The sequence below is a fragment of the Polynucleobacter sp. JS-JIR-II-c23 genome, from assembly GCF_035011225.1.
In the GTDB taxonomy this organism is placed as follows: Bacteria; Pseudomonadota; Gammaproteobacteria; order Burkholderiales; family Burkholderiaceae; genus Polynucleobacter.
In genome coordinates this window covers 499,611-524,206 of sequence record NZ_JAYGQT010000001.1, presented here as the reverse complement: position 1 = coordinate 524,206, position 24,596 = coordinate 499,611, and the positions used below count along the sequence as shown (strand labels likewise).

Below are 24,596 nucleotides of genomic sequence, written 5' to 3'. Positions count from 1 at the left end.
TGCTATTAAGGCGCAGGCTTAGTAATGGCATTGGAATGCATTGTGATTGCTGACTGAGCCAGCAGTCTTCCATGAATTATTGAGCTCACTCCAATGGTGACTGCTGTACCAGTCAACACCACTCCGTTAAAGGTAGATGTTGCTCCAACAGTAAGCGCAGTTTTAATTTGCCAAAAGACATTCTGGGGTAATGCGCCACCAGTTAAAGAAATATTACTTGTTGCCCCAGTAGTAAGCCCTCCTGCAACCTGAATGATCCATACGTCATTTGGGCCTCCATTGAGAGTCAAAGTGCTATTGGCAGATAAATTTAGATCCGCAAGCGAGCTGTAAAGGCCGGGCGCCAGTGTCAGGCCATCTAAATTAGAGCTAGCAAATACAGTAGGGTTGGGCCTTCCAGCTGCATCACTATATGCAGCCAACATGTCGTTGGATGTACTAGCGATGTAGTCTGGTGTAGGGCTCGCATAGTCTTTAGCATAGACATTACCAGTCACCTGAGGATGAACTGACCTGATTTTTAGTACCACTCCAGAAGAGAGGATTGTTGATAATCTCTCACCTTAAAGGAGTGCTAAATATGGCAAAAGGTCAACGTCTTAAACCCGAACAAATCGTCACCTTATTGCGTCAAATCGATGTTTTAACCACCAATGGCAAAACCTTAGCTCAAGCTTGTAAAGAAGTGGGAACGGTTGAGCAAAGCTACTATCGCTGGCGCAAGATCTATGGTGGTATGAAGGTCGATCAGGCAAAGAAGTACAAAGATCTGGAACTGGAAAATACCCGGCTTAAGAAGCTCGTAGCGGACTTATCACTACGAGAGGTGATGCTCAAGGAAGTCATTAAGGGAAACTTCTAAGCCCTACTAGGCGTAAAAATGCAGCGCAGCTGCTCATGGACCAGCATTCTATCTCTGAGCGGACTGCCTGCAGTTTAGTGGGGCTATCCAGAGCAGCTTATCGCTATATGCCACTGCCTAAAGATGACGAAGAGCCGCTGAGAGCCGAAGTCATCCGCATGGCTAGCACCTATGGCCGGTATGGCTATCGATTTATTGCTGGGATGATGCGTAATAGCGGCTGGGGACAAGCGACTACTGCAAAGGTCGCTCGCATCTGGCGGCAAGAAGGCCTAAAGATCCCACAAAAGCAAGCTCCTAGAGGCAGACTCTGGTTTAACGATGGCAGTTGCATGAGGCTAAGAGCTACTGCCCCCAATCATGTTTGGAGTTACGATTTTGTCTTTATTAGAGATGCCTATGGGGGCAAGATCCGCATGCTCACGATGATTGATGAATACACCCGAAAGTGCCTAACGATCCACTGCGCTAGAAGGATTGGATCGGTCCAAGTGATTGAACAACTGGCAAACGCCATGATGATCCATGGTATCCCGCAATATATTCGATCGGACAATGGCCCAGAATTTATTGCTAAAGAGCTGCGGAGTTGGTTATCTGGTATTGGAGTGAAAACCGCTTACATTGAACCAGGGAGCCCTTGGGAGAATGGCTTTTGTGAAAGCTTTAACGGCACCTTCAGAGACAACCTTTTGGATGGGGAGATCTTTTACAACCTTAAAGAAGCCCAGATCATCGTGGGGGAGTGGGTCAAGCACTACAACCATGTCAGGCCGCATAATGCATTAGGTTACAGGCCACCAGCACCCCAAACCCAAGTACCCAAACTATTGCAGAATCAACCCATGTTGCTGCAATGATTTACTATAGAAAAACTCTCTTTGGTAGTGGATCTAAATTGACAGCAGTTCACTTTTTCTTTAAAAAGGCTCACAATATTTTGGTGAGCCCAAGCCACTAAATCCTGATTTCCATTCTTATTTAATTCTGATTTGAGTGCTCCACTAAGGGTGATAAAGCCCTCATGATCTAATGCGTATGGTGGATTTTGATAGGGGTAGCACTTATCATCGCCAGTTAAAGCAAGAACTATTTCCATTAACCTAATGGTGTTCTCTGTATACAAGTTAGATTGATACATTTATTGCACCCCTTCTTAGTAGGTTGACTCATCGAGTAGCTAGTCTATAAAGTGTTTATGAGTTCGTCTGTGTGCAACCAAACATATGACAGATGTCTGGATACCGCTTAAAAACGGTGTAGCATCAAAAGAAAAACGACTTAGGAATTTCTCCCTAAGTCGTTGATTTCATTAGTGGGCCCGCTAAGTCCTAGACTCTTGACAAAAGACGGGCGGTTTATGCGGCATTACCTAGTTTTCCACAAGAGTCTTCTTTGGATTTATTTTTTTAGTGTGGATAAAAACTGCTTGATAGATTTATTTTGAACATCATTTTCATTTGGCGTTGCACCCGCTCCCGATAAATGACCCATAGGCTTCACATCATTGATCGCAACATATTTAACATGGGGGATGTATTTTGCCGATTCTTTAGCGTCAGATTCTGGATTTAATAAGTCGCCAGTACCTGCGAGAATAAGCGTTTTGGCTTTAATCGATTTCAAAGCAGCAACCGTATCTCCGTTGAAACCTTTTGTTTGCCCAATATCATGACGGTCATAAGCACGTGACTGCCAAATCCAATCGTTTGCATCCATACGCTTCCAAGAGGCATCTTGAAGTTTATTGATAAAGTTTATTTCCGCCTCAGGTGTATTGAATTGTTGATTCTGGTAGGCAGGCGTTCTGACGATTACTCCGCTTAACCATCCTGCCCATAGGCGCATCCCCTTTTCAACAGGTTTGTCATATTTTCCACCTTGGTAAGCTGGGTCAGCCATGATGCTCTGTCTGAGCATTTCAAGCACCCCCGTAGTCCAGGCATGTGTTTTTGCCAGCGGAATAATTGGAACAACTGACTGCATTGCATCAGGATAAGAAACGGCCCATTGCAAAGCCTGCATACCGCCCATAGAGGCGCCCACTACTGTCACTAACTTGGTGATGCCAAAATGCTCCGTGATTAAGCGATATTGACTATTAACCATATCCCGGATGTTGAATTCCGGAAAGCTCACATTTGCCTGTGTTTGACTATTTGAAGGGGAGGATGTTAATCCATTACCAATAGCATCAGTGCAAATGACAAAGTACTTATCAGTATCTAAGGCTTTACCAGGACCAATAAGGTAATCAATGCGATGATGATTCCCACCAATCGCCGTCACCATCAAAATAGCGTTTGATTTATCCGCATTCAAAGTTCCTTGGGTTGTGTAGGAAATTTTGAAATTCTCGATTGCTAATCCATTTTCAAGAGGAAAATTACCCTCTGAATAAGTTTGATGAGCTGGGTCCGTATCCTTATGGGCAAATACACTGGTAGAGCAAAATACCAGCGCTAAACATACCCCCAGAAAATGTAATTTGATCTTCATAAGTCTCCTTTTTGTTATGGAAAGATCTTACATTAGGGTCAAAATATCTGCATGCCCACATCATTGAAATGACCCAAAAGACAAAATCCCCACCATTCCTGATGAGGGTTTGCTTTTCTGGTGGGCTCACTAGCGCCTGACGCTGGATCAAGGAGCTCAATTCAGAAAGTATCTCAATTTAAAAATGGTTCTCAATAATCATTTCTGATTTGGGGATGAATCCCGGCTTTGGCCATGCTGATTTAATGGCTTTTCCAACTACCAACATCGCAGCAATGGCATAGTTTTTTGGAAGATGTATAAGCTCGGCCACCTTTTCAAAATCAAAACCAACCATTGGGCAAGAATCATAGCCCATCGCCTTGGCTGAAAGCATCATGGTTTGCAACATAATTCCAGCAGAGCGCATTGCTTCGTCTCTCTGTAACTGCTCTTTGCCAGAGTAAAAAGGGTGAATCCAAGGAACTAAGATATCTTGGGCTTCCTTGGGTGCATTGACCCAATATCTGGCCGGATCCTTTTCCCATGCCTTTATATCAACAGTCACCACAAAGAGCAGTGATGCCTCGGTCACTTGAGCTTGATCGTGAGCAGCCTCTCGTAACTTTGCTCTTAAGGCTTTATCAGTCACATTGACTAAACGCCAATGCTGGATATTGAATGAAGAAGGTGCTTGCATAGCAAGCTCTAGTAGCAGGTCAGTCTCTTGTCTAGTAAATTCATGGCTTGGGTCAAAGTGCTTTACAGCTCTGCGTTCGCGGATTGCATCAAATGTATTCATCAACTTCTTTCGTGAAATTTAAACTCTGATCATAAGGCAATACTAAAAACTTCGACTATCTCTAGCTAGGGTTTTATTTTTCAGCCGGGCACACTGGGACTGGAACCTGAGACCAAGGGATTCCGGTTTGTGTAATTCTCATTACCACCTGGACTATTTTTCCACTAATCGCTTCGCATAGGAATCTGCATAAGCGGGTGACCTAAAAAGAAGAACAGGGTCGTTGGTTGGAGCAATGCCATCCGCCATTACCAGTGGATCAAAATTAATTTTTTCACAAACGCCGCCTTGCTGGGGGCTAGCTGACGTCAAAGTCAGAATACCCGCTTTTATTTCCTTTCGATTAGCTGGCCAGTAAACGGTTGGATTTTCTTGTTCATCCGATGGCTCACCAATTATGACAAGCATATCCCAGCGCACAGGACCCGCTTGGGTTTTGGCAATGATATCCTGATCCAAGAATCGAGTAGAAGCCGTTTTAAGCTCTTCATCGCTTAAGCGCTTAACTCCTTCTTGAGGGATAAAACGCCATTTAACTAAAGTTGTTTTATTGTTTTTGTTAATGAACTTAAACGTATGGATACTATAAAAATCACTATTGGCATAACTGGTGATCGGGTTATTTTGAGCCAGATATTCACTTAGTGCCCGTGCATCTGGATGACTTACTTTGTAAGCGGCTACCTTTTCGGGATCTGGCTTACTAGTAGCCGGGTCTGGGGTATTAGCAATTACTCCATCGTAAAAAGAATTTGGGGTAGATGCACCAAACACAGGAACATTGAGCATGGTGAAATGCTGTACAGCCTTTTTCGGCAACTCAAACTCCAGCGCCATACCCCTTGGGTTTCTCGCAGTATCTGGAATTTTTAGACTGCCGCCAGCTAAGGAGAATCTACCAATCACCGGTATTTTTTTTCCAGAAAATAAAGGTGAGTTTGTATAGGCTTGAATGGCTTTATCGCCAATAAATGAACCTGTTATACAAACTCCATTAATATGGTTGCGTCTTTGGCCTGGTGTAACGCCAAATTGTTTTTCAAGTGCCCCAACTACTTGATCAGCGCTTACTATATCTTGAGCAAATGAAGTTGCCGATACTAATAATGTCATCACAAAAAGCAATTTGCTGCGATGCATATCGATCCCCTTAATTAATTTAGACTAGTTAAGCATAATTACGGGATCTTTGCCTAGCAATTAAATTATGATGCAAACCGTTACTTAAAGTAATGCTTAAAAGATATAAACCCCCACCATTTGTGATGAGGGTTTGCTTTTCTGGTGAGATGTAATCTCGCACATGCAAGAAATGGGCTTGGTTGCGACCCCAATGTCTCTTATAGAAACAAGACAATTTTTGACCAATAAGGCGAAAGTTTAGGGTGAGGCTGTATGCAAATTAAATGCTATTGTGGATTGATTTTGGATGCACTTAAAAATAAGAGACAGGAAATTGCGGGTGAAAAGTCGCCACTAGCATGCGTTAAGGTTAGCGACAATTCTACCGAGGACTACTTTAAAAGACATCTAAACGCCCCAGACCTTATGCTTGGTGATTTTAAGCTTTGGGAATAAGGCTAGCTAGCATGCTAATTCTAGTCTGCCAGACTAGTGGCTATGAATGCGACATTACAGGATCTCACCCAATAAATAGGGAAGATACCAATATAGAAATATGGTGTTGTGGCTATGATTAAACAGCAGAGAATGCATAAAAAAGGGGCAACATGAATAAAAAATCCATCTTTATAAACATAGCACTTGTTGCTACCACTCTATCAGTAGCAACAAGCGCATATTGCGGAACCTATGTTTATATTTCCAATACTGATGATGCTGATATATCTGCCTATGAATTAATAGGGGGGCCAAGTCCACACCTAAACTCCGTTGGTCGCTTTCCCGCCGGAAAATTCGTAATGCCAATGGCAGTAACACCGGACGGGAAAAATTTATTTGCCTCAGTTCGCTCTAAGCCATTTGCTTTATATATGTATCAAATTGACCAGGCTAATGGACAGCTGAAATGGACTGGCGCCGTTCCCCTGCCAGACAGCATGGTAAGTGTATCCACCGATAAAACCGGTAAATGGTTATTGGCAACCTCTTTTGGTGGCCATAATAATAGCGTTAACCAAATTCAAACAAACGGCTATGTAAATCCTGTTCCGGCTGAAGCATTTCAGAGCGGCGGGAAAAATCCACATGCAATCGTATTTGACCAATCCAATAAGTTTGTCTATGTGCCACAGCTAGGTACAGATGAAATCAAAATTCATAGTTTTAATGCGTCTAAAGCCAAACCCCTTTCAGAGACTTCTACCTCAGTAGCTCTTAAAAAACAACAGGGGCCAAGACATATCGTTATTTCAGCTGATAATAAATTTGCCTATGTGATCACTGAAATGACCGGTGAAGTCATTGTCTTTACTAGAGACATCAAGTCGGGGGCCTTAACTCAAATTCAAGCAATCTCAAGCCTTCCGAGTGATAGCAAACTGGTGCCCGGCAGACCAAGGCCCCCCACTGGTTCACCCGAGGCAACTGCTTTCGATGACTCCAACATGATCTTCTGCGCCGAAATTAAATTGACCCCTAATGGTAAATTTCTCTATACATCCGAAAGAACTAAGAGCACATTAAGCGGCTTTGAAGTAGATCCAGCAACAGGAAAAGTAAAATATTTATTTACCATTCCAACAGAGGAAATGCCTAGAGGATTTAACGTTGATCCTAGCGGGCAATTTTTAGTTGCTTCCGGGCAAAAGTCTGAAAAAGTTTCGCTTTATTCCATAAACCAAAGTACTGGCGAGCTCGCTCTAATTGAAAGAGTTCCTGGTGGTAAAGGTGCAAACTGGGTTACATTTGTAAAAACGAAGTAACACTATGATTCGCAAAACGAGAGCCACCTACGGGTGGCTTTTTTAATAGCCTAGAGCTTCATTCCTACCCTGGCAGATCTATATATTTGTTGGGGCGGTGGCGGAAGATACGAGAGATTGCTTACGCACTTATTGTCACTAAATGAAAAACCTCTCTTAAATCCACTCTAGAAACGGTATAGACGCTCCGGATTGTTTACCAGTACTTTGACTAAATTTTGGCGATTAGGAATCCAATCCGGCAGTAAATTAAAGACTCTCACATCGTCCACAATTCTATAAGGCGTTACTTGGGTCGCTGGAATGCCGGCGATAGTATTGGTATGGGGCCAATCACTTGCCCAGAGCATGCGATCAGCATTGGTTTCTACGTAAAGCTGAGCCAAATCTTTTACTTCAGAATAGTCAGGGCCCGCTTCAGAAATTCGATAAATACCAGATAACTTGATATAAATTTGGCCTGACTTAGCTAGATCCAAAATCACAGGTAACTCTACTTGTTTCTCAAAGCCCTTTGCTTTGATGGAGGCGAAGTGATCAAAAACAACAGGCACCGGAAGAGTGTAGATGGTATCGGCTATGCCGGCAATAACCTTAGCTGATGCGTAGATCTGAATATGTAGCCCAAAATCTTTTATACGCTGCGCCAAGGAAATTAATTGTTTGCGCGCCACTTCAGCATCAAAGATGCCGGAGGTAGAGAGATTCATGCGAACACCGCGGGCACCCATAACAACCATTTTGGTCAAGTCTTGATCGGAAGTTTTCTCATCAATCACAATCACTGCACGAGCAGAATTACCCATCTCCTCAGTAGAGAGTAGCTGGAAGGTGTTATCTGTACCATAAAAACTAGGCTGAATTAATACCACCCTGGAAAGATGTAGTTGCGTGAGATGTTTTCTGAGCTCAGGTACTCCACACTCAGGTGGGGTATAAACTCGATCTGAAACCATAGGGTATTTAGATTGGGGACCGATAACATGAATATGACAATCACATGCACCAACAGGCACATCAAAGTTAGGCTTCAATTGAGACTCCGCAAAAGATTCGGTAGAGAAAAGTGTGCTACCCGCGAGTAGTGCAGTTGAACTGGCAATGAAATTTCTTCTAGTGATCATGGCCTACCCTTAAAAAACTAGCATTTAGAAAAATGTCTAGCAAAAGAATCGCCTACTGCTTTGGTGCCCAGGTTTCCGCCAATATCTCTGGTTACTTCGCCGGAGTCAATTAATAGCCCAACGCATTTTTCAATTGCTTTTGATGCATCAGTAAACTGAACTTGAGTAGTTTTTTGGCCATGCCAGTTCAAGAGCATGGCTGCTGATAGAACAAGCGAGAATGGGTTAGCGATATCCTTACCAGCAATATCAGGCGCAGAGCCATGTGCTGCCTGGCCCATGGCGTATTGCTCACCAGCATTAAGCGAGCCACCTAGGCCAAGACTGCCAGATAGCTCCGCCGTAAGGTCAGACAAAATATCTCCGAACATATTAGTTGTGACGATAGTATCAAAGCGTTCTGGTGCACGCACAACATGAGCCATCATGGCATCAACAATGAAATCATCAATTTGCACTTGTGGATAGTTTTGGCCAATGGCCTTGCAAATATCGATAAACATACCATCACCAATTTTGAGAACGTTCGCTTTGTGAACAATGGTGACATGCTTTTTGCGAGTCATTGCTAGCTCAAAAGCTGCTTTTGCAATACGTTCACAACATTGCCTGGTAATCCTTCTCAGAGAAATAACTACATCAGGTGTAATGAGCATTTCGCTGCCGCCAGATTCAATATTCCTATCAGCATAAAAGCCTTCAGTATTTTCTCGTACGACAGCTAGATCAAAAGGCTTTACGCAGGTCGGTACCTTTGGATATGTGCGCGACGGCCGAATATTGGCAAATAGATCTAATTCTTTTCTAAAGAATTTAGAGGGATTAATCTCGCCTTTAGACTCATCTTTGAAATCGTACGTTGCCATGGGTCCGAGCATCAGGCCGTTAGCCGCCTTTACTTTTTCAAGCAGTATTGAGGTAACGGTGCTACCATATTTTTCTAAGCTACTATGTCCAGCAATTTCTTGCTCCAGTTCTAAGCCTAAATTAAATTTAGCAGAGGCGTTCTCCAATACTTGAGTTGTCACAGCCATGGTTTCTGGGCCGATACCGTCCCCAGGAATAATGATGATTTTCATGTCTTCTTCTTAATTTGAATCTAGTCGTTCTTAATTTCAATGGTCTTTAATAGTTTGCTGTATTTAATGGTTTCACGCTTAATGAACTCCATAAACTCGGCTTGTGAATTTATCTTAATGAATAAGCCATCCTTCTCTAAGGGGCCGCTAAAGGACGGATCTTTTAATACCTCGTTAATTTCAGCATTTAAGTAATTTGCAACATAATCTGGAGTGCCTACGGGGGCAAAAATACCTCCCCAAAGTGTAAAGTTAAATCCCTTAATGGCATCTTCGGATACGGTATGCACTTCAGGAAGAATGGCCATTCTCTTTTCGGAAGATACCGCAAGCGCTCTGAGAGCTTTACTTTCAATATGAGGAATCACAGCGGGTGCGCTTGAGAAAAAGATATCGACATGACCGCCAAGCAAATCAGTCATTGCCTGCCCAGCTCCCTTATAGGGGGCATGCGCCATATTAATATTCATATCTTGCGCTAGGGATGCCGCAGCTAAATGTCCGGGCGTCCCGCTACCTGATGAGGCGTAAGTCATTGATCCTGGTTTTGCTTTGGCGAGCTTAATAAATTCAGGGAGGGTGCGATAGCTAGAGTTTCCTGGTGTGGCAAGAATGAGTGGGGCATCCCCTATTAGTGCTACGGGCCTGAAATCTTTATTGGTGTCGTAGCCCACATCCTTATTCACAATTGGATTGATCACCATTTCGCCAGTTTGGCCTAAAAGGAGGATGTAACCATCAGGTTTTGATTTGGCAACATATCTTGTGGCTAGGGCCCCTGTAGCCCCTGGCTTGTTTTCAACTACAAAAGTTTGTTTTGTGCGAATACTCAGCTTATCTGCTAATCGTCTAGCTAGAACATCACCCAGGCCCCCTGGGGCATAGGCAACCACAATCGTTACAGGTTTATTAGGAAAAGGGGGCGCAGAACTTTGTGCGTTGCAATATGAAATTAAGAATAGTGCAGTTAACAGCGCGCAAAAAATTGTCTTCATTCTATTGAGATTGACCTATGCAAAGTAGTTGAATGATCTTAAACCTGGCTCTAAAGTGTGGGAATGATTTATCGACCATAAATAGATATTACACAAAGATAAAACTCCCACATTTTCTGATGGACTCACTAGGTCTTGAATCTGAGACCAACGGACTGTGAGGGCAGACATTCAAGGAAAATTGCCAGGATTTCAATAGGCTACAAATCCTGATTGTCGGTGTGGGAATATTTTTGTGACTAATCTAACGAGAATATAAAAAGTATGATTTTACTTTTTGGCTTTCAAAACCACAGGATTTTTGGAGCAGCCATCTAACACCTCGTTTCTGCAAAACACTTTATGAGAGAGAAATCATTATTTTAAGTATCGCAAGAAAGAATACCCGAAGGTAGTTTAGGTGTCTCCCCCGCCTAATCTTATTCGCCTGTGATTTTCTTATCCTTTATTAGGCGACCCCAAGTTCCTGATTCTTTGGTCATGTAATTTGCTAGCTCCTCGCGTGAGGTGGGCATTGGCGTAAGGCCATGATCATTCAATTGCTTTGTTACATCAGGCGACTTCAACACCTTCACAATTTCTACATTCCAGCGATCCAATATCGGAGCTGGCACCTTCGATGAAGCAACAAAGGCATACCAATTAGTCGCATTAAAACCAGCGTATCCAGATTCGGCAATGGTTGGGATTTTAGGTAGCGATTTAAGGCGCTGCGGCCCCGTAACTGCCAAAGGAATCAGTTGCCCATTTTCAATATAGGCTTGAGACGTACTGTAGGTCGAGAAATATGCCGCAACACGACCACCTAGCAAATCTTGTAGCGCCGGCGCTCCACCCTTGTAAGGCACGTGTACCGTTTGAATGCTAGCCATTTCGTCTAGCAATTCTCCCGCTAGATGCGATGCAGAGCCAGGTCCAGTAGATGCATATTCTAATTTTTTAGGATTTTTCTTAGCGTAAGCAATGTACTCTGAAAATGTTTTTATACCAGTGCCCGCATTCACCACAAGAATATTTGGGAAATTAACCCCCATCGTGATTGGCGAAAGATCCTTAAAGGGATCGTACGGAAGCTTCATCATATGTGGAGCAATGGTTAGCGGTCCAACTGAGCCAAATAGGATGGTACTGCCATCGGTAGGTCCATTAGCAGCAAACTGATGTGCAATATTTCCACCTGCGCCACCACGGTTATCGACAACCACATTTGCACCAATGTTCTCACTGAGTTTTTTTGAAATGATCCGAGCTGCCGTATCTGCAGCTCCACCCGCTGCAAATCCAACGACCATAGTGATCGTCTTTTTAGGCGGAAATTCTTGAGAATATGCTGGGTAAGTAAGTAAGCTTAATGTAAGACTTAGAAATACATTAAAGATATTTTTCTGTTTCGTAGTAATCATTTTTACTATTCTCCACTTAAGCCAAGTTTGTTGGGTTGACGTTTTTCAATTGCATTCTTTAAAAGCGCTACAAGCCTATAGAATCCATGGGCAAATTTCCCATAAGGCATTGTTAAAAAGAGGCCCATCACAAAGCCTAAATGGGTAGCAAGTAATGCAGGCATTGCACTAGTATCGCGATAGGCTAAGAGAGCTAAGCCTGAGGCGCTAATGAAGAAAAGCAGCAGAATAAATGCTCTATCCATTGGTTTTTGAGAAGCATCTCCATGCTCAGTATTTCTCTTGAAATTCAAATACAGTAGGCCTGTAGGTCCAATCAACAAACCAATACCGCCAAGCGTTCCTAAAATGACTGGAGTACTATTGAGCGCATATGGAGCATGTAAATCCAGTAAATAGTGATACAAAGTTGCTACGCTAGTAGCCGCAAAGCAAAGCATGAAGCCGTAAAAAGTGAAATGGTGAAACCGCTTACGCCACAAAGTAAAAGCATCGTCTTCGTTATTACAGCCCTCTCCATGACCACCGCCAAGATACTTCAAAGTTAATGCGTTATGTGTCGCTTCGGCGACCGCACCCCCCGAGGAAAGACCTGGATCAATGCCGCGCCAAAAATTCTGCAAACCAATCAGCAGGGCAATTATTGAAAATCCAAAAACTGCGCCAAACATGATTGCCAAGGTATTGTGTGAAAAGATTGCGTAAAAATTTCCGTTAAGCGGACCAGAAGTTAGGGTTCCATTCACTACCAGCGTTAACAGTAAAAATAAAATGAGCGAAAGAGATGCCGCCATTGAAACGGCCACCCCATTTGATTTATATAAAGAGCCAAAGGCCTTTGGCCATGCATAAGCAATATAGGTGTCCTTACGAACTTGTGCCATTACTTTTGGAATATTTACAGCAAATTCATGTGGTGGAGCGTATTGGCAAGCATGCAAACATGCCCCACAGTTATGACAAAGATTTGCCATGAAATTCACATCAGCAGGCAAAAACTCTATCCGTCTCGTCATAGCAGGAAAGACCGCACAAAATCCCTCGCAGTATCGGCAGGAATTGCAGATAGTCAACATACGAGCCGCCTCTACTTCTGGCGCATTTGAGCCCAAAGCACTCGCTTCCAAAATTAAGGATTTAAGTTGCTGCATGAGAATGGTCCCTATGATGTAACGCTGCTTTTGCTGCTTCACTTCCCGCTATTCGCCCAAATACTGTTCCAATCGCCATGCCAATGCCTGCCGCATAACCTTTACCCAATACATTTCCAGCCATCATCTCTCCAGCTACGAATAAATTCTCGCTTGGTTGATTATTAAAACGAACCGCTGCAGTTTCATCGGTTTTTAAACCTAAGTAGGTAAATGTGACTCCAGGTCGAACTGCATAGCCATAAAAAGGACCTTTATCTATCGGCAAGGCCCAATGTGTTTTTGGTGGCTCTAGACCTTCGGTGTGACAGTCATCCATGATCGTATGATTAAAAGTGCCCACTCGACATGCTGCGTTATATGCACTCACTGTTTGCACCAAGGCGCTTGGATCTATGCCAAGCTTTTGCGCCAACTCTTCCAAGCTTTTCGCTTTTTCACCAGGAAATACTGGCGGCATAAAACGGCCTAGTACTTTTGAATCGATGATGGAATAGCCAATTTGGCCGGGCTGCTGAGCCACCAATCTTCCCCAGAACGCGTAACGCTTTGGCCAAAAGTCTTCACCCTCATCGGAAAAACGCTGTGCATTTTTATTCACCACGATACCAAATGAAACTGCATCGATACGAGTGCAAATACCGCCATCATATAAAGGCGCACGCGCATCTACCGCAACCATATGAGCCTGAGTTGGATCGCTTACAGAATCTGCACCAAGGTCAATTAGTTGCCTAAGCAAAACACCCTTATTGTATTGAGTGCCCCGTATTAAGAAGTTATCGGCCGGAGATTCGCCATACTCATTGATACCCCAAGCCTCCTTGAGCCACTCGCGATTGGATTCAAAACCACCCGCAGCCAAGACACAAGTCTTAGCCTCAATTCGTTCATTACTTATGTAAGCAGCAATGAATTTTCCGTCTCGAATTTCTAGTGAATCAACTGGTGATTTGTAGCGAATTTCCACACCCAGCTTTTCGGCGCTTCGGTAATATGCATTTACTAAAGCTTTGCCGCCACCCATAAAAAATGCATTGGTTCGGGATAAATTGAGAGTCCCAGATAAAGGAGGCTGAAAATGTACTCCATGATGCTCCATCCATTTGCGACATTTAGAGGTCGAGCGAATGACATATCTTGCCAATCGCTCATCAGTCTTGCCACTTGTTACCTTGAGAACATCTTGCCAGTATTCCTCTTCAGGATAGGATTCCAGCATGACATCTTCCGGTTGGTCATGCATTGCGCGGATATTACGGGTATGCGCTGAATTACCACCGCGCCATTCTTTTGGGGCGGCCTCCAAAACCAATACCGAAGCTCCCGCCTCTCTAGCCATCAGCGCGGCACAAAGGGCAGCGTTCCCGCCGCCGATGACTAGCACATCAATCTGATTTTGTTTTATTTTGGTACTCATAACAGGAGTATCCGATATAATCTTTATATTGATAAGTGCAATATAAAATATTATTATTTCGTATTAAGCAATAATAATACGCCAGCCACTCTTCAGACGCTCTTTTGAATCAGCTTGAAGAAAGCTTCAGCTGCTGGAGAAAGGCTAGTGTTTTTATGGCGCAGCAAGGTGACCTTACGTTTAACCGTTGGATCCTTTAATACAATCTTACGAATATGTGGTCGCTCACCATCATTAAGCGTTGAAGATGGGAGTATTGCGCAACCGACACCTGCTGCTACTAAATTGATGGCAGTAGCATGATGCTGTACTTCGTAGTTTCCATTCAGATGAATGCCATGCTGAGCAAGTTGATAATCCATCAGTACTCTAGTAGCTGTAAAGTTGCTGACAACAATTAAGTCTATGTCACGCATGTCAGACCATGTAACTAATTTTTTATTTTTGAGTGGATGAGTGTCTTGACATATAAAGACTAGAGGATCGTCAAATAAAGTTGTCTCTATTAAATCGGCATGCTTTTCACCATGTAATGCAATACCAATTTCTGCTTGATGATTTAGAACCGCTTTGCGAACCTCGCTAGAGGTAGCATCGAATATACGTATACGATTATTTGGATGGGTATTGGCATACTGTCGGATAAGCTTTGGAACCATGCTGACCGTTAAACTGGCGATACAAGAGAGACTAAAGCTCCCCTTAGCATGTTGCGAAATATCTTTAAGACGACCAATCGCAGAAGTCATTTCATTGACGATGACACGCGCCTGAGGCAAGAACTCTCGACCTACTACTGTAAGCTCAACATGACGAGTTGTTCTGTCAATAAGTTTCAGCCCAAGATAAGACTCAAGCTTTTGAACTCGGCGCGTTAGGGCTGTTTGCGTAATATGCAGTTGATCTGCAGCTTTATTAAACCCACCGAGTTCTGCTATCACTACGAACGCTTGAATACCGTCGAAATCAATTTTCATATTTATTACTTACATCCCTTATGACGGGGAAACCTGCAGCCCTAATAGTTTTTGAAATCTGCGGAACTAAGACTGCAAGACTCAAGTCTTTGGATACAACAAGTAGTGCCCCTTTACGACCGCCAGCTTTCAAGCTAGCTGGCTTCATCTAATCTCATAAATTCTTTTTAAGGCTTTTATTATTTTTCTGGTTTGAATGAACTATCCAAGAACTCCTGGACGCCAGTAAACATCAACATACGATTTTTTTCCATGATGATGGTGTGAGTACCTTCACTGATTTGCAGCATGATTTTGTATGGAGCATTCTCTAGCTTGGTGAAATACTCGTACATCATGTAGCTTGGTAAGTCAGCATCCCATTCTGCGTGCACTAACATTACTGGCACACGAATATCCTTAGGGTCATAAACAGGCGTGCCTGCCGTCCAGAATTCACGAGCATCTTGAACGGTACCATTGGGCGCACGCAGTTTTTTTGGTTCCTGGGTTTTACCCCATGGATCCGTCTCAAATGTTGCTGCAGCCCATTTTTCAAACCACCCTTGTGGAATTAAGGTAGCTTTTGCATTTTCTGGCACACCAGTCAACCAGCGATTCTTAGCATCGGCTACCGAGGCAATTCGATAAGCACCAAGCTGACCGCCCTTATCAGTCAATGGAGCCCCGCCTTGGCGCAACCATTGCGGAGCATATAAAACTAACTTATTTACCTTTTGGTTATTCTCAGCGGTGTACTTGCCCATGATGGTAGTTCCCCATGACCATCCAAGTAAATTCATCTTATTGATATTGCGCTTCTTCAGAATGTAATCAACCGCACTCGAGACATCACTTACGGCAACATTAGTGCGTACCAAAGGAGGATTTTGCTCGGCAGGTTGATCCATCTCTGGTGGACGCGTGGATTTACCGTAACCACGCAAATCTACCAACCAAACATCATAACCTTTAGAGGCAATGTATTCCATCCAAGATGTGCCACCCAATGACAAATCAAAAGCGGTTTCAGATGGATAGGTAGAGCCATGAACATAGAGTAATGTCTTATCAGGTGAGAACGTTTTCATTCCCGCTAAATGCTTATTCCGCAGATAAAGAGAGATCCCAGGGGTATCACTCTGAATCATGTATTCATTCATCTCGATTTTCCCTGCAGCAAAGGCTTGGGAAAATCCCAAGAAAGCAAGTAAGCCAATAAAGAGCTTTTTATTGATTTTCATTTTGTCTCCAAGAATTTTTGTATAAGCTAATAATCTTTGCATGATATTACTATCAAGCGCTCCCAAATAGACAAAACCCTCACCATTTCTGATGAGGGTTTCCTTTTCTGGTAGGCCCACAAGGACTTGAACCTGGGACCAAAGGATTATGAGAGTAGATATCCAAAAAATCCACCAGGATTTCATGAGGTTATGTCGCTTGATTATCGGTCCGCGAGTATTTCTGTGACTGGATTAACAAGGCCACAAAGAATAGTCTCTCACCCTTTAGTTTTGAAAACAAAAGGGATTTTTGGAGCAACCATCTAACACTTCATTACTCCAAACAGTTTTTATTTGAAACTGACAGGTATTACTTTAAGTAACGCTCGTTTGTTTACTATAGCCAATGAACTGAAGTAGAGTCTAGTGGCATTGCTGGAAGCTGCAAATGGGCAATTAATGCCGGGTTGAATCAGGGCAAGATAAGGGTATCTACTGAAACTTTTTTATGGAATTAGACTAGCAGTATCTAAGGAGGGATCATGAATCGTCGCCTAATTCTTAAAGCTCTAGCCGCATCAAGCATCATTGGTATTCCGAGCTTTTTACTTGCTCAAAATAACAAGCCCGCCCAAATCACAATTATTTATGACGCGTTTGGAAAACCTTCTGATCTTGGTCGTGGCTGGGGATATGCAGCCCTCATCGAATACGGCGGCAAGCGAATCCTCTTCGATACCGGCGGACAATACAAAGTCTTTGCTGATAACGTCAAGAAGCTCAAAATTAACCTAAAGAACTTAGACTTTGTTGTCCTATCCCATAGGCATGGAGACCACACATCAGGACTCCAATTTGTTCTGGAGCAGAACCCTAAGGTTCAGTTTTATGCACCTACCGAAGCAGGATCATTTGGCAACCCAATCCATGGAGCTAGCCCACTTGGAAAATTAATTTCCAGAAAAGTGGATGATGTTCCTCAAGATCTGCACTACTTTGACGGTAAGTACGAAGATAAGTACAAGGTTGACTCAGCTTGGCCAACAGCCAACATTACCTTGATTGATAAGCCCACAGAAGTAATGCCGGGATTCTACCTTTTTAAAACCGTTTCCGAGAAAAAAGGAACGATGGAATTAAATGAACTCTCATTAGCAATCAAGACCCCTAAGGGATTAGCAGTAATCGTCGGGTGCTCACATCCTGGAATTGAAAAGATATTAACGGCAGCCGCCGAAATTGATCCGAATATATACACACTAGCCGGCGGACTACATTTAGTTGATGTCAGCGATCAACAAATTACTGAAATTGTTTCAAACTTTAAAAATAAATGGGGTATTGAAAGGATCGCAGCAGGCCACTGCTCTGGAGAGTTTGCTCAAGCCGAATTCAGTCGAAGCTATGGCAATAAACATGATCATTCCGGTGTCGGAGAAATTATTCTTTTACCGAAATAACTAACTTATCTAAGCTTTATAGAAACCAACAAAAAAATCAATCCAAGGGTTGGTTTTTCATTTCTAATCCGCCAACCGGAGCATAGGAAAAACGGCTGCTTTTATAGCCATAACTACTCCAGTTGAATATTGAGACGCTTGTTTAATGCCTTAAAGCGGGCAATTTCGGCCTTCATAAAGGTTGCCATAGCCTCCGGCCCTTTATTAGCAACCTCAAGTGATTGACCTGCCATCCTCTCCTTTACCTCTAAGGTGTTCATAGCCTCTGATACAGCTTTTGCAAACTTGCTAGCAATTGGCTTTGGAACCGAAGATGACAAAGCAACTCCATAAAAAACCTCGAAGGTTGCTGCCGGTAAACGCAACTCATCTAATCCAGGGACATCGGGCAGAAAACGTGAGCGTGAAGGAGAGGTAACAGCAAGTGCACGCAACTTACCTGCTTTGATTTGGGCTCCTGCTGCTGCGATAGTCTCCAAACCAAAATCAGCATCACCGCGAATCAGAGACAAAATAGCATCGCTACTACCCTTGTATGGAATGGGCTCAACATCAATTTGTGCAGCACCTGCAAAAATCTCTGTCGCCAAGTGCGGGGTTGTGCCCGGACCATAGCTTGTGTATCTCAAAGATTTAGGCTTAGCCTTGGCTTGTGCAATTAAATCAGCAAGCTTCATATAAGGCTTATCTGTTGAGGTAACAATTACCAAAGGTGTAGTGACGGAAAGATTAATTGGGTAGATATCTTTTTCAATATCGTAAGGAAGATTGGAGCGCAATGCGGGCAATACAACAAAGCTACTGCTCGCAGATACCAGCACCGTATATCCATCTGCGGGCGCGCGAAGGGCTGCCATCACACCAATGACAGTTGAGCCGCCTGGTTTATTTTCTACAATCGCCGGCTGGCCTAACCTTGGCGGCAAAGCCTCTGATAAGACGCGACCTAAAACATCAGTTGCTCCCCCAGGAGGAAAGGGAACAATTAAATTCAGGGGCTTACTTGGCCATGATTGAGCCTGAACTACTGTACTCATTACAAAAAGAATTGCACTTAAAAAGTACAGTCTGATTTTATTCATTACATTCATTTTTATATGCCTAAAAAATAATTAGTTCCAGGAAAAATTTGTAGCAGTAGATTTTTCACTTAAGTCCCAAAATATGCCCGCCATCATTTTCAAGCCTTCAGCAGCAACTGGTTTAAGCATATGCTCATTAGGAGCATGCTGATTACATGCTGGATAAGAATGTGGTACCCAAATCGTTGGTAACCCTAAAATGTCCGCAAACACATCATTCGGCAATGAGCCGGCTAGATTAGGTAAAACCGTTGCCTGTTTGCCCGTAGTTTTTTCAATGGAGGACTTAACCCAATTAACCCAGGGATTTTTCAAATCAAGACGTGTAGCCGGCGTGAATGCATTTACCCTCACCACAACATCATCAAATCCTAACTTGACTAGATAATCATGCACATGCTTTAACAAATTATTCCAGTCTGTTCCAACAACAAAGCGCAATTGACAATGTGCGATTGCCTGTGAGGGGATAGCGTTAACTGGGCGATCCGGTTGCCCAGAACCAAGAGCCAGAATTTCTAAGGTATTGCTTGCAATCAATTTCTCGGCTGGCGTTAATCCCAACTGCCCCCAAGCAAGATCTATTGCAGGGTCATCTTTGCCTTTACCGACTACAACTGATTTCAATGCATCTCTTATTAGAGGATCGAGCGCTGGAGCCTTAAGGTCATCCAATAAAATCTTGCCATGAGCATCAACCAAATGACTTAATGCATGAACTAAACGAGTAGCTGGATTTACAAGAACTCCGCCCCAATTGCCAGAATGGTAGGCCTTATCTCGAGATTTAACTTGCAGACTAAAGTTGACGAGTCCTCTTGATCCCAAAAAAATAGTTGGCGTTTCAGCGTTAACGCGAGGGCCGTCACTTGCAATAAGTAAGTTAGCTTTAAGTAATTCCTTCTGGCTCTCGCAAAAATTTCCTAAGCCAGGGCTGCCAGCCTCTTCTCCCATCTCCATTAATACGGTAACGTTAAAACCCAATACACCTTCACGAGCCTTTAAGACTCTTTCTAAGCCGAATAAAGTAATGGTATGCTGACCTTTATTGTCAGCCGAGCCGCGACCATACCAGCGTTCACCATCTTGCGATAGTAACCATGGATTTAAACCTTCCTGCCAGCGAGTATCTTGACCATTTACTACATCACCATGGGCATAAATTAATAAGGTTGGTAAATTGACATCTTCAATTCGCCTAGAAACCAAGATTGGCGCTGCCCCAGAAATAGGATTATCAAAAATCTCCGAAACAAACCCCATCTTTTCTAGGTATGGCGTAATTTCATCCTGCAAGTAACCCCAGAGTTCTTGTGGTGCAACTGGCAAGTCGCCTTCCGTTTTATATGCTATACGGCTAGCCAGCGCTTTTTGCAGTTCACCTTGCTCAAACCAGGCCTGCACAGAAGATAGGAAATTTTCTCTATTCATAATGACTTACTATAAAGACTTATTTAGCGACTTGCACCAACTGAAAATCCCAGCCTATAGACTCGAGTCAACTCTTCTAGACATATATCAACTTAATAGCCAAAAAAAATACCAACCCGAAGGTTGGCATTTTATCTGTGGTGGGCCCACCAGGACTTGAACCTGGGACCAAAGGATTATGAGAGCAGACATCCAAATAAAACCATTAGGATTTCAAGAGGTTACAGCGCCTGATTATCGGTGTGTGAGTATTTGTGCGACTAATTTAATGAGATCACAAGAAACATGACAGTACATCAGGATACGGTAGGATTTTTGATATTAATTACCGGTTTTAATTCCCATGCAAATCACTCAAGCCTTGCATAATAAAAAACCAACGCTAGGGTTGGTTTTTTATAAGGAGGTAGTGCTACACACTCAGATCATGACAGGAACCCAGTTGAAATCCAGGGTACAAATGCAACAATTAAAGTGCCAACAACTAAAGCAACTAGATAACCAATGATGGGCTTAACGCCATCATCAGGATTTACCTTCCCGATTGCACAGGCTGCGTAATAGCCAACCCCTAAAGGGGGTGCAAAGAGACCAATTCCCATCGATAGAATTACTACCATGGAGTAATGCACTTCATTAATGCCAAGTTGACGGGCTACTGGGAATAGAAGCGGTCCAAATAAAACAATCGCTGGAATACCCTCAAGCACCGATCCCAGAATCACAAATACGATGATTGAAATGAGCAAGAATAAATGAGGGCCGCCATTTAGGTCCGCCATGATCTGAGCTACTACTTGCGAGAAGCCGGACTGAGTAAGCCCCCAAGCCATTCCAGTTGCGGCACCAATGATCAACAAAATAGCGCCAGACAAAGATGCCGTATCAATCAACATGGGTACGATACGCTTGATATCGAATTGACGATAGATCAAAACGCCGCAAATCACACCATAGACGATACCAATCGTTGATACCTCAGTTGCAGTAGCAACCCCTTCCACTACCGCAGCGCGAATCACAAAGGGCAGTGCCAGGGCGGGAAATGCGACCAAACAAAGTTTCAGTACTTCAGCAGGTTTTGGACGAGCTACTTGGGCAATCTGCACGTGGCGATTACGCCACCATACCAAGATACATAAAATGAACGCCAGGATCAATGCAGGCAGCATACCGCCAGTAAACAGTGCCGCAATGGAGACGCCAGTCACTGAACCAATCGTAATTAATACTAAGCTGGGCGGAATCGTTTCTGTTTGCGCGCCCGTAGCAGCCAATAGCGCAACCAACTCGCCTGGAGGTGTGGTCTTTTTCATTTCCGGGAATAGAGCCGGCGCAATCGCCGCCATATCTGCGGCCTTTGATCCAGAAATACCAGAGACTAAATACATGGCACCAACCAAAACATAGGAAAGCCCACCACGAACATGCCCAAGCAATGATGCAAGAAAGGCAATCATGGCTCTTGCCATCCCGGTCATCTCCATCAAAAGACCAAGGAAGACAAAAAGTGGCACCGCCAACAAAACCATATGCGACATCGCCTCATCCATGCGGCCAATCACAACCGATATTGGCATGTGTGTGCTTAAGCCTAGATACGCTACAGTACCTAGACCGAATGCAAAGGCAATGGGTACTCCCGCAAAAATACTAAATCCAGCAACGCCCACAAAAAAGATCAGTAAGTTATATTTACCGAGACCGGCAAACGCTGGAGAACAGACATAGAAAATAGCAAAGGCAACTGACAAGGACGCGATGCTTAAAAGCATGACTTTAAGTGTAGCGATTCTGGCGAGTCGAAATAAACAGAAGAACATCATCAGAATCACACCGCTTGGCAGCGCGGCAGCACGCCATAAATTGGAAATCTCCAAGGAAGGCGTGGTCACAATCAATTCATCGATTGCAAAATGATATGCAGGTCTCAGGATGATTGCTAAATAGAGTAGACAAGCCAATAATCCAGTCGACTCAAAATACATTTTCTTTTGATCACTCAGCTTACTAATCCAAGCCGTCATGCGCATATGCTCACCACGCTTTAAGGCAATCACTGAACCAATCATGGCCAACCATAAAAACAAAATGGAAGCTAATTCATCGGACCAGACCAGTGGGGAGTTCAGGACATACCTACCCACCACCCCAGAAAATAGTATTCCAATACAAGCCAAGACTAAGCAAGCTGCCACCCACTCCACTACAGTGGCAACGATGGTTTCAAGCCATGAAGCATATTTACCGAAAGGCCCCTTAAAAGGGGCCTCGTTCATGAAAGCTGGTGAACTCACGCTAACTTGCCCGTATATTTCTCAAGTAAGGACCAAGCCTCATCACCAAACTTGGCTTTCCAGTCAGAGTAGAAGCCAGCTTGTCTTAATTTCTCACGGAAAGGATCTGGATTGGTGTCATTGACTGCCATTCCTTTTGCCTTCAGGTCAGCCTGTAAGCCATCATTCATCTTGCGCACGTCAGCTCTTTGCAAGATGGCTGATTCAGCAACGTTACGAGTCACAATAGCTTGCAAATCTGGCGGCAGCTGTTCAAACAACTTTTTGTTACCCATGAACCAATAACCGTCCCACATATGGTTAGTCATAGAGCAGTATTTTTGAACCTCATACAGCTTCGCTGTATAGATAATCGCTAAAGGATTTTCCTGACCATCCACCACCTTGGATTGCAATGCTGAATACACTTCAGCAAAGTTCAATGGAGTTGGCGCCGCACCGAGCGCTTTGAATAACGATACCCACATAGGGCCAGGAGGGGTACGCAACTTAATACCCTTCAAATCATCTGGCTTGTAGATTGGACGTACGCTATTAGTGACCTCACGGTAACCGTTATCCCAAATTTTATCGAAAGCAAAAATAGTGCCCGTATTGGCAATTTGACGACGAACATAAGCACCTAATTCACCATCCATAGCAGCCCAGACTTGCTTGTAGTCCTTAAAAGCAAAACCAACACCGTTAATTTGAGCTTGGGGAACGAGTGATCCCAAGATCAATGGTGACAATGTCATGAAGTCTAAAGCGCCCGAACGCAATTGTGACAACATATCAGTGTCATTACCCAATTGGTTGTATGGGAACACTTGAATATCAACACGTCCTTTGGTTTCTAATTTAATTTTCGATGCCATCTTATAAGCATGAATATTGAGCGGATGAGTAGCTGGCAAATTGCTACCAAACTTCATATTAAATTCTGCACTCTGCGCAAAGGTAGTGCCTGCTACTAAAGGTAGCGCAGCCATACCAGCATGCTTAATAAAGTCTCGTCTTGTAAAAGTCATACTGTCTCCATTGGATCAATTTCAATTTTTTTTGGGCGCCAAACCACCAAGTAGGCTTTTTATTCTGGTGCTTAATATACCGCTAGATTTTAATAAAGCCCCATAAATCAAGGGAAAACCAGCAGTCTAGCTAGTTTTAGTGGGCTGGGCATTACGACGCAAGGTTGGTAAACCGACACCGGTCGCCTCAAATCCTCCATCTACCGCTAATACTTGCCCATTTATAAAGGCTGCCTCATCGCTGCATAAGAACCCAACGGTATTAGCCATCTCTTCTGGGGTGCCATAACGACCCAACGGAATCGTATCGTAATAGTCTGAACGAATCGCTACGCTATGAACCAACTTTGCCATTTCCGTATCTACCGGGCCTGGTGCAATCACATTCACGCGTACATTGGAGTTGCCTAGCTCTACTGCATATTGCTTTGTCAATTGAATCAGGGCAGCCTTACTAGTGCCATAGGCAACCCGCAGAGTGCTGGCTCTCAAACCAGAAATCGAGGCAATGTTCACAATTGCACCGCCACCTTGCTCAACAATTAATCGACCAAAAACTTGGGAGCAAATGAAAGCGCCATCTAAGTTAGTACCTAAGACAGTACGCCACTCTTCAAAAGAGGTTTCTAAAACTGGCTTAAATACGGCTACCCCAGCGTTATTGACCAAGGCATTGACATTACCAAACGCAGAAATTACTTTCTCAGCAGCACCATCCACCTCTTGTGGTTTAGATACATCGCAATGAATACCAATCACATCAACAGATCCACCAAAGGTTTTCATGGTGACATCAAGTGTGCCTTTATCGATATCTAGTAGTGCAACCCGATAACCATGATTTAAAAACCATTGTCCTATTGCCAGACCAATACCACGTGCACCACCCGTGACAACTGCAACGCGATCTCGTATTGAATGTTTTGTATTCATTG

General features: G+C 43.5%; 22 protein-coding genes. 3 read left to right on the top strand and 19 right to left on the bottom strand.

The window, feature by feature from the left end; all coding sequences use genetic code 11:
• Positions 1-5: 5 nt before the first annotated feature.
• Entirely contained in the window at positions 6-530 is a 525-nt protein-coding gene (locus tag VC159_RS02705) for an ice-binding family protein (RefSeq protein ID WP_323472641.1), read from the bottom strand.
• 50 nt (positions 531-580) lie between these two features.
• Here VC159_RS02705 and VC159_RS02700 point away from each other — a divergent pair.
• Positions 581-1,722, top strand: a protein-coding gene (locus tag VC159_RS02700; RefSeq protein WP_323472640.1) for an IS3 family transposase whose coding sequence is annotated in 2 segments (ribosomal slippage) — positions 581-848 and positions 848-1,722 — 1,143 coding nt in all. Because the reading frame shifts where the segments join, the coding sequence is not laid out codon by codon here.
• On the opposite strand, the gene VC159_RS02695 is transcribed toward VC159_RS02700, so the two are convergent.
• The 4 genes from VC159_RS02695 to VC159_RS02680 form a co-directional block, all read right to left on the bottom strand.
• Positions 1,701-2,003 carry a hypothetical protein gene (locus tag VC159_RS02695; RefSeq protein ID WP_323472639.1) on the bottom strand — a complete coding sequence of 101 codons (303 nt, stop codon included), beginning with the start codon at positions 2,001-2,003 and terminating at the stop codon, positions 1,701-1,703. The two genes, VC159_RS02700 and VC159_RS02695, sit on opposite strands and share 22 nt — an antisense overlap.
• A gap of 260 nt (positions 2,004-2,263) precedes the next feature.
• Positions 2,264-3,361 (bottom strand): alpha/beta fold hydrolase, encoded by a 1,098-nt coding sequence (locus tag VC159_RS02690; protein ID WP_323472638.1) that lies wholly within the window; start codon positions 3,359-3,361, stop codon positions 2,264-2,266.
• A gap of 178 nt (positions 3,362-3,539) precedes the next feature.
• Positions 3,540-4,142, bottom strand: coding sequence for a nitroreductase family protein (locus VC159_RS02685; RefSeq protein WP_323472637.1), 603 nt, complete (start codon positions 4,140-4,142; stop codon positions 3,540-3,542).
• Between the two features lie 153 nt (positions 4,143-4,295).
• Entirely contained in the window at positions 4,296-5,282 is a 987-nt protein-coding gene (locus tag VC159_RS02680) for a catalase family peroxidase (RefSeq protein WP_215358420.1), read from the bottom strand.
• Between the two features lie 590 nt (positions 5,283-5,872).
• Here VC159_RS02680 and VC159_RS02675 point away from each other — a divergent pair.
• Positions 5,873-7,027, top strand: a complete 1,155-nt coding sequence (locus VC159_RS02675) for a lactonase family protein (RefSeq protein ID WP_323472636.1) — start codon at positions 5,873-5,875, stop codon at positions 7,025-7,027.
• Positions 7,028-7,194: 167 nt separating this feature from the next.
• Here VC159_RS02675 and VC159_RS02670 read toward each other — a convergent pair whose 3' ends face one another.
• From VC159_RS02670 to VC159_RS02635, 9 genes are all read right to left on the bottom strand, one after another.
• Positions 7,195-8,151 (bottom strand): amidohydrolase family protein, encoded by a 957-nt coding sequence (locus VC159_RS02670; protein WP_323472635.1) that lies wholly within the window; start codon positions 8,149-8,151, stop codon positions 7,195-7,197.
• A gap of 17 nt (positions 8,152-8,168) precedes the next feature.
• Positions 8,169-9,230, bottom strand: coding sequence for an isocitrate/isopropylmalate dehydrogenase family protein (locus tag VC159_RS02665; protein WP_323472634.1), 1,062 nt, complete (start codon positions 9,228-9,230; stop codon positions 8,169-8,171).
• Positions 9,231-9,250: 20 nt separating this feature from the next.
• Positions 9,251-10,225, bottom strand: a complete 975-nt coding sequence (locus VC159_RS02660; RefSeq protein ID WP_323472632.1) for a tripartite tricarboxylate transporter substrate binding protein — start codon at positions 10,223-10,225, stop codon at positions 9,251-9,253.
• A 419-nt stretch (positions 10,226-10,644) separates the two neighbouring features.
• Positions 10,645-11,628 (bottom strand): tripartite tricarboxylate transporter substrate binding protein, encoded by a 984-nt coding sequence (locus VC159_RS02655; RefSeq protein WP_323472631.1) that lies wholly within the window; start codon positions 11,626-11,628, stop codon positions 10,645-10,647.
• Positions 11,629-11,633: 5 nt separating this feature from the next.
• Positions 11,634-12,779 carry a tricarballylate utilization 4Fe-4S protein TcuB gene (gene tcuB / locus VC159_RS02650; protein WP_323472630.1) on the bottom strand — a complete coding sequence of 382 codons (1,146 nt, stop codon included), beginning with the start codon at positions 12,777-12,779 and terminating at the stop codon, positions 11,634-11,636.
• Positions 12,766-14,199 carry an FAD-dependent tricarballylate dehydrogenase TcuA gene (gene tcuA, locus VC159_RS02645; RefSeq protein WP_323472629.1) on the bottom strand — a complete coding sequence of 478 codons (1,434 nt, stop codon included), beginning with the start codon at positions 14,197-14,199 and terminating at the stop codon, positions 12,766-12,768. Before tcuA ends, tcuB begins: the two co-directional genes overlap by 14 nt.
• Before the next feature lie 92 nt (positions 14,200-14,291).
• Complete coding sequence (locus tag VC159_RS02640) at positions 14,292-15,176, bottom strand: LysR family transcriptional regulator (protein ID WP_323472628.1); 885 nt, start codon at positions 15,174-15,176, stop codon at positions 14,292-14,294.
• Positions 15,166-15,324 (bottom strand): hypothetical protein, encoded by a 159-nt coding sequence (locus VC159_RS10415; protein ID WP_416350420.1) that lies wholly within the window; start codon positions 15,322-15,324, stop codon positions 15,166-15,168. Before VC159_RS10415 ends, VC159_RS02640 begins: the two co-directional genes overlap by 11 nt.
• 31 nt (positions 15,325-15,355) lie before the next feature.
• Positions 15,356-16,399 carry an alpha/beta hydrolase gene (locus tag VC159_RS02635; protein ID WP_323472627.1) on the bottom strand — a complete coding sequence of 348 codons (1,044 nt, stop codon included), beginning with the start codon at positions 16,397-16,399 and terminating at the stop codon, positions 15,356-15,358.
• 524 nt (positions 16,400-16,923) lie between these two features.
• On the opposite strand from VC159_RS02635, the gene VC159_RS02630 reads away from it, so the two are divergent.
• Positions 16,924-17,841 (top strand): MBL fold metallo-hydrolase, encoded by a 918-nt coding sequence (locus VC159_RS02630; RefSeq protein ID WP_215358454.1) that lies wholly within the window; start codon positions 16,924-16,926, stop codon positions 17,839-17,841.
• Between the two features lie 113 nt (positions 17,842-17,954).
• Here the strand turns inward: VC159_RS02630 and VC159_RS02625 are convergent, their stop codons facing one another.
• The 5 genes from VC159_RS02625 to VC159_RS02605 form a co-directional block, all read right to left on the bottom strand.
• Positions 17,955-18,878 carry a Bug family tripartite tricarboxylate transporter substrate binding protein gene (locus VC159_RS02625; protein ID WP_251367714.1) on the bottom strand — a complete coding sequence of 308 codons (924 nt, stop codon included), beginning with the start codon at positions 18,876-18,878 and terminating at the stop codon, positions 17,955-17,957.
• A gap of 75 nt (positions 18,879-18,953) precedes the next feature.
• Complete coding sequence (locus tag VC159_RS02620; RefSeq protein ID WP_323472626.1) at positions 18,954-20,354, bottom strand: M20 family metallopeptidase; 1,401 nt, start codon at positions 20,352-20,354, stop codon at positions 18,954-18,956.
• 425 nt (positions 20,355-20,779) lie between these two features.
• Positions 20,780-22,633 (bottom strand): TRAP transporter large permease subunit, encoded by a 1,854-nt coding sequence (locus VC159_RS02615; protein WP_323472625.1) that lies wholly within the window; start codon positions 22,631-22,633, stop codon positions 20,780-20,782.
• A gap of 14 nt (positions 22,634-22,647) precedes the next feature.
• On the bottom strand, positions 22,648-23,661 hold the full coding sequence (locus tag VC159_RS02610) for a TRAP transporter substrate-binding protein (protein ID WP_323472624.1): 1,014 nt from the start codon (positions 23,659-23,661) through the stop codon (positions 22,648-22,650).
• A 126-nt stretch (positions 23,662-23,787) separates the two neighbouring features.
• A complete protein-coding gene (locus VC159_RS02605; protein ID WP_323472623.1) occupies positions 23,788-24,594 on the bottom strand; it encodes an SDR family oxidoreductase in 807 nt (268 codons plus the stop codon).
• Positions 24,595-24,596: the final 2 nt, after the last annotated feature.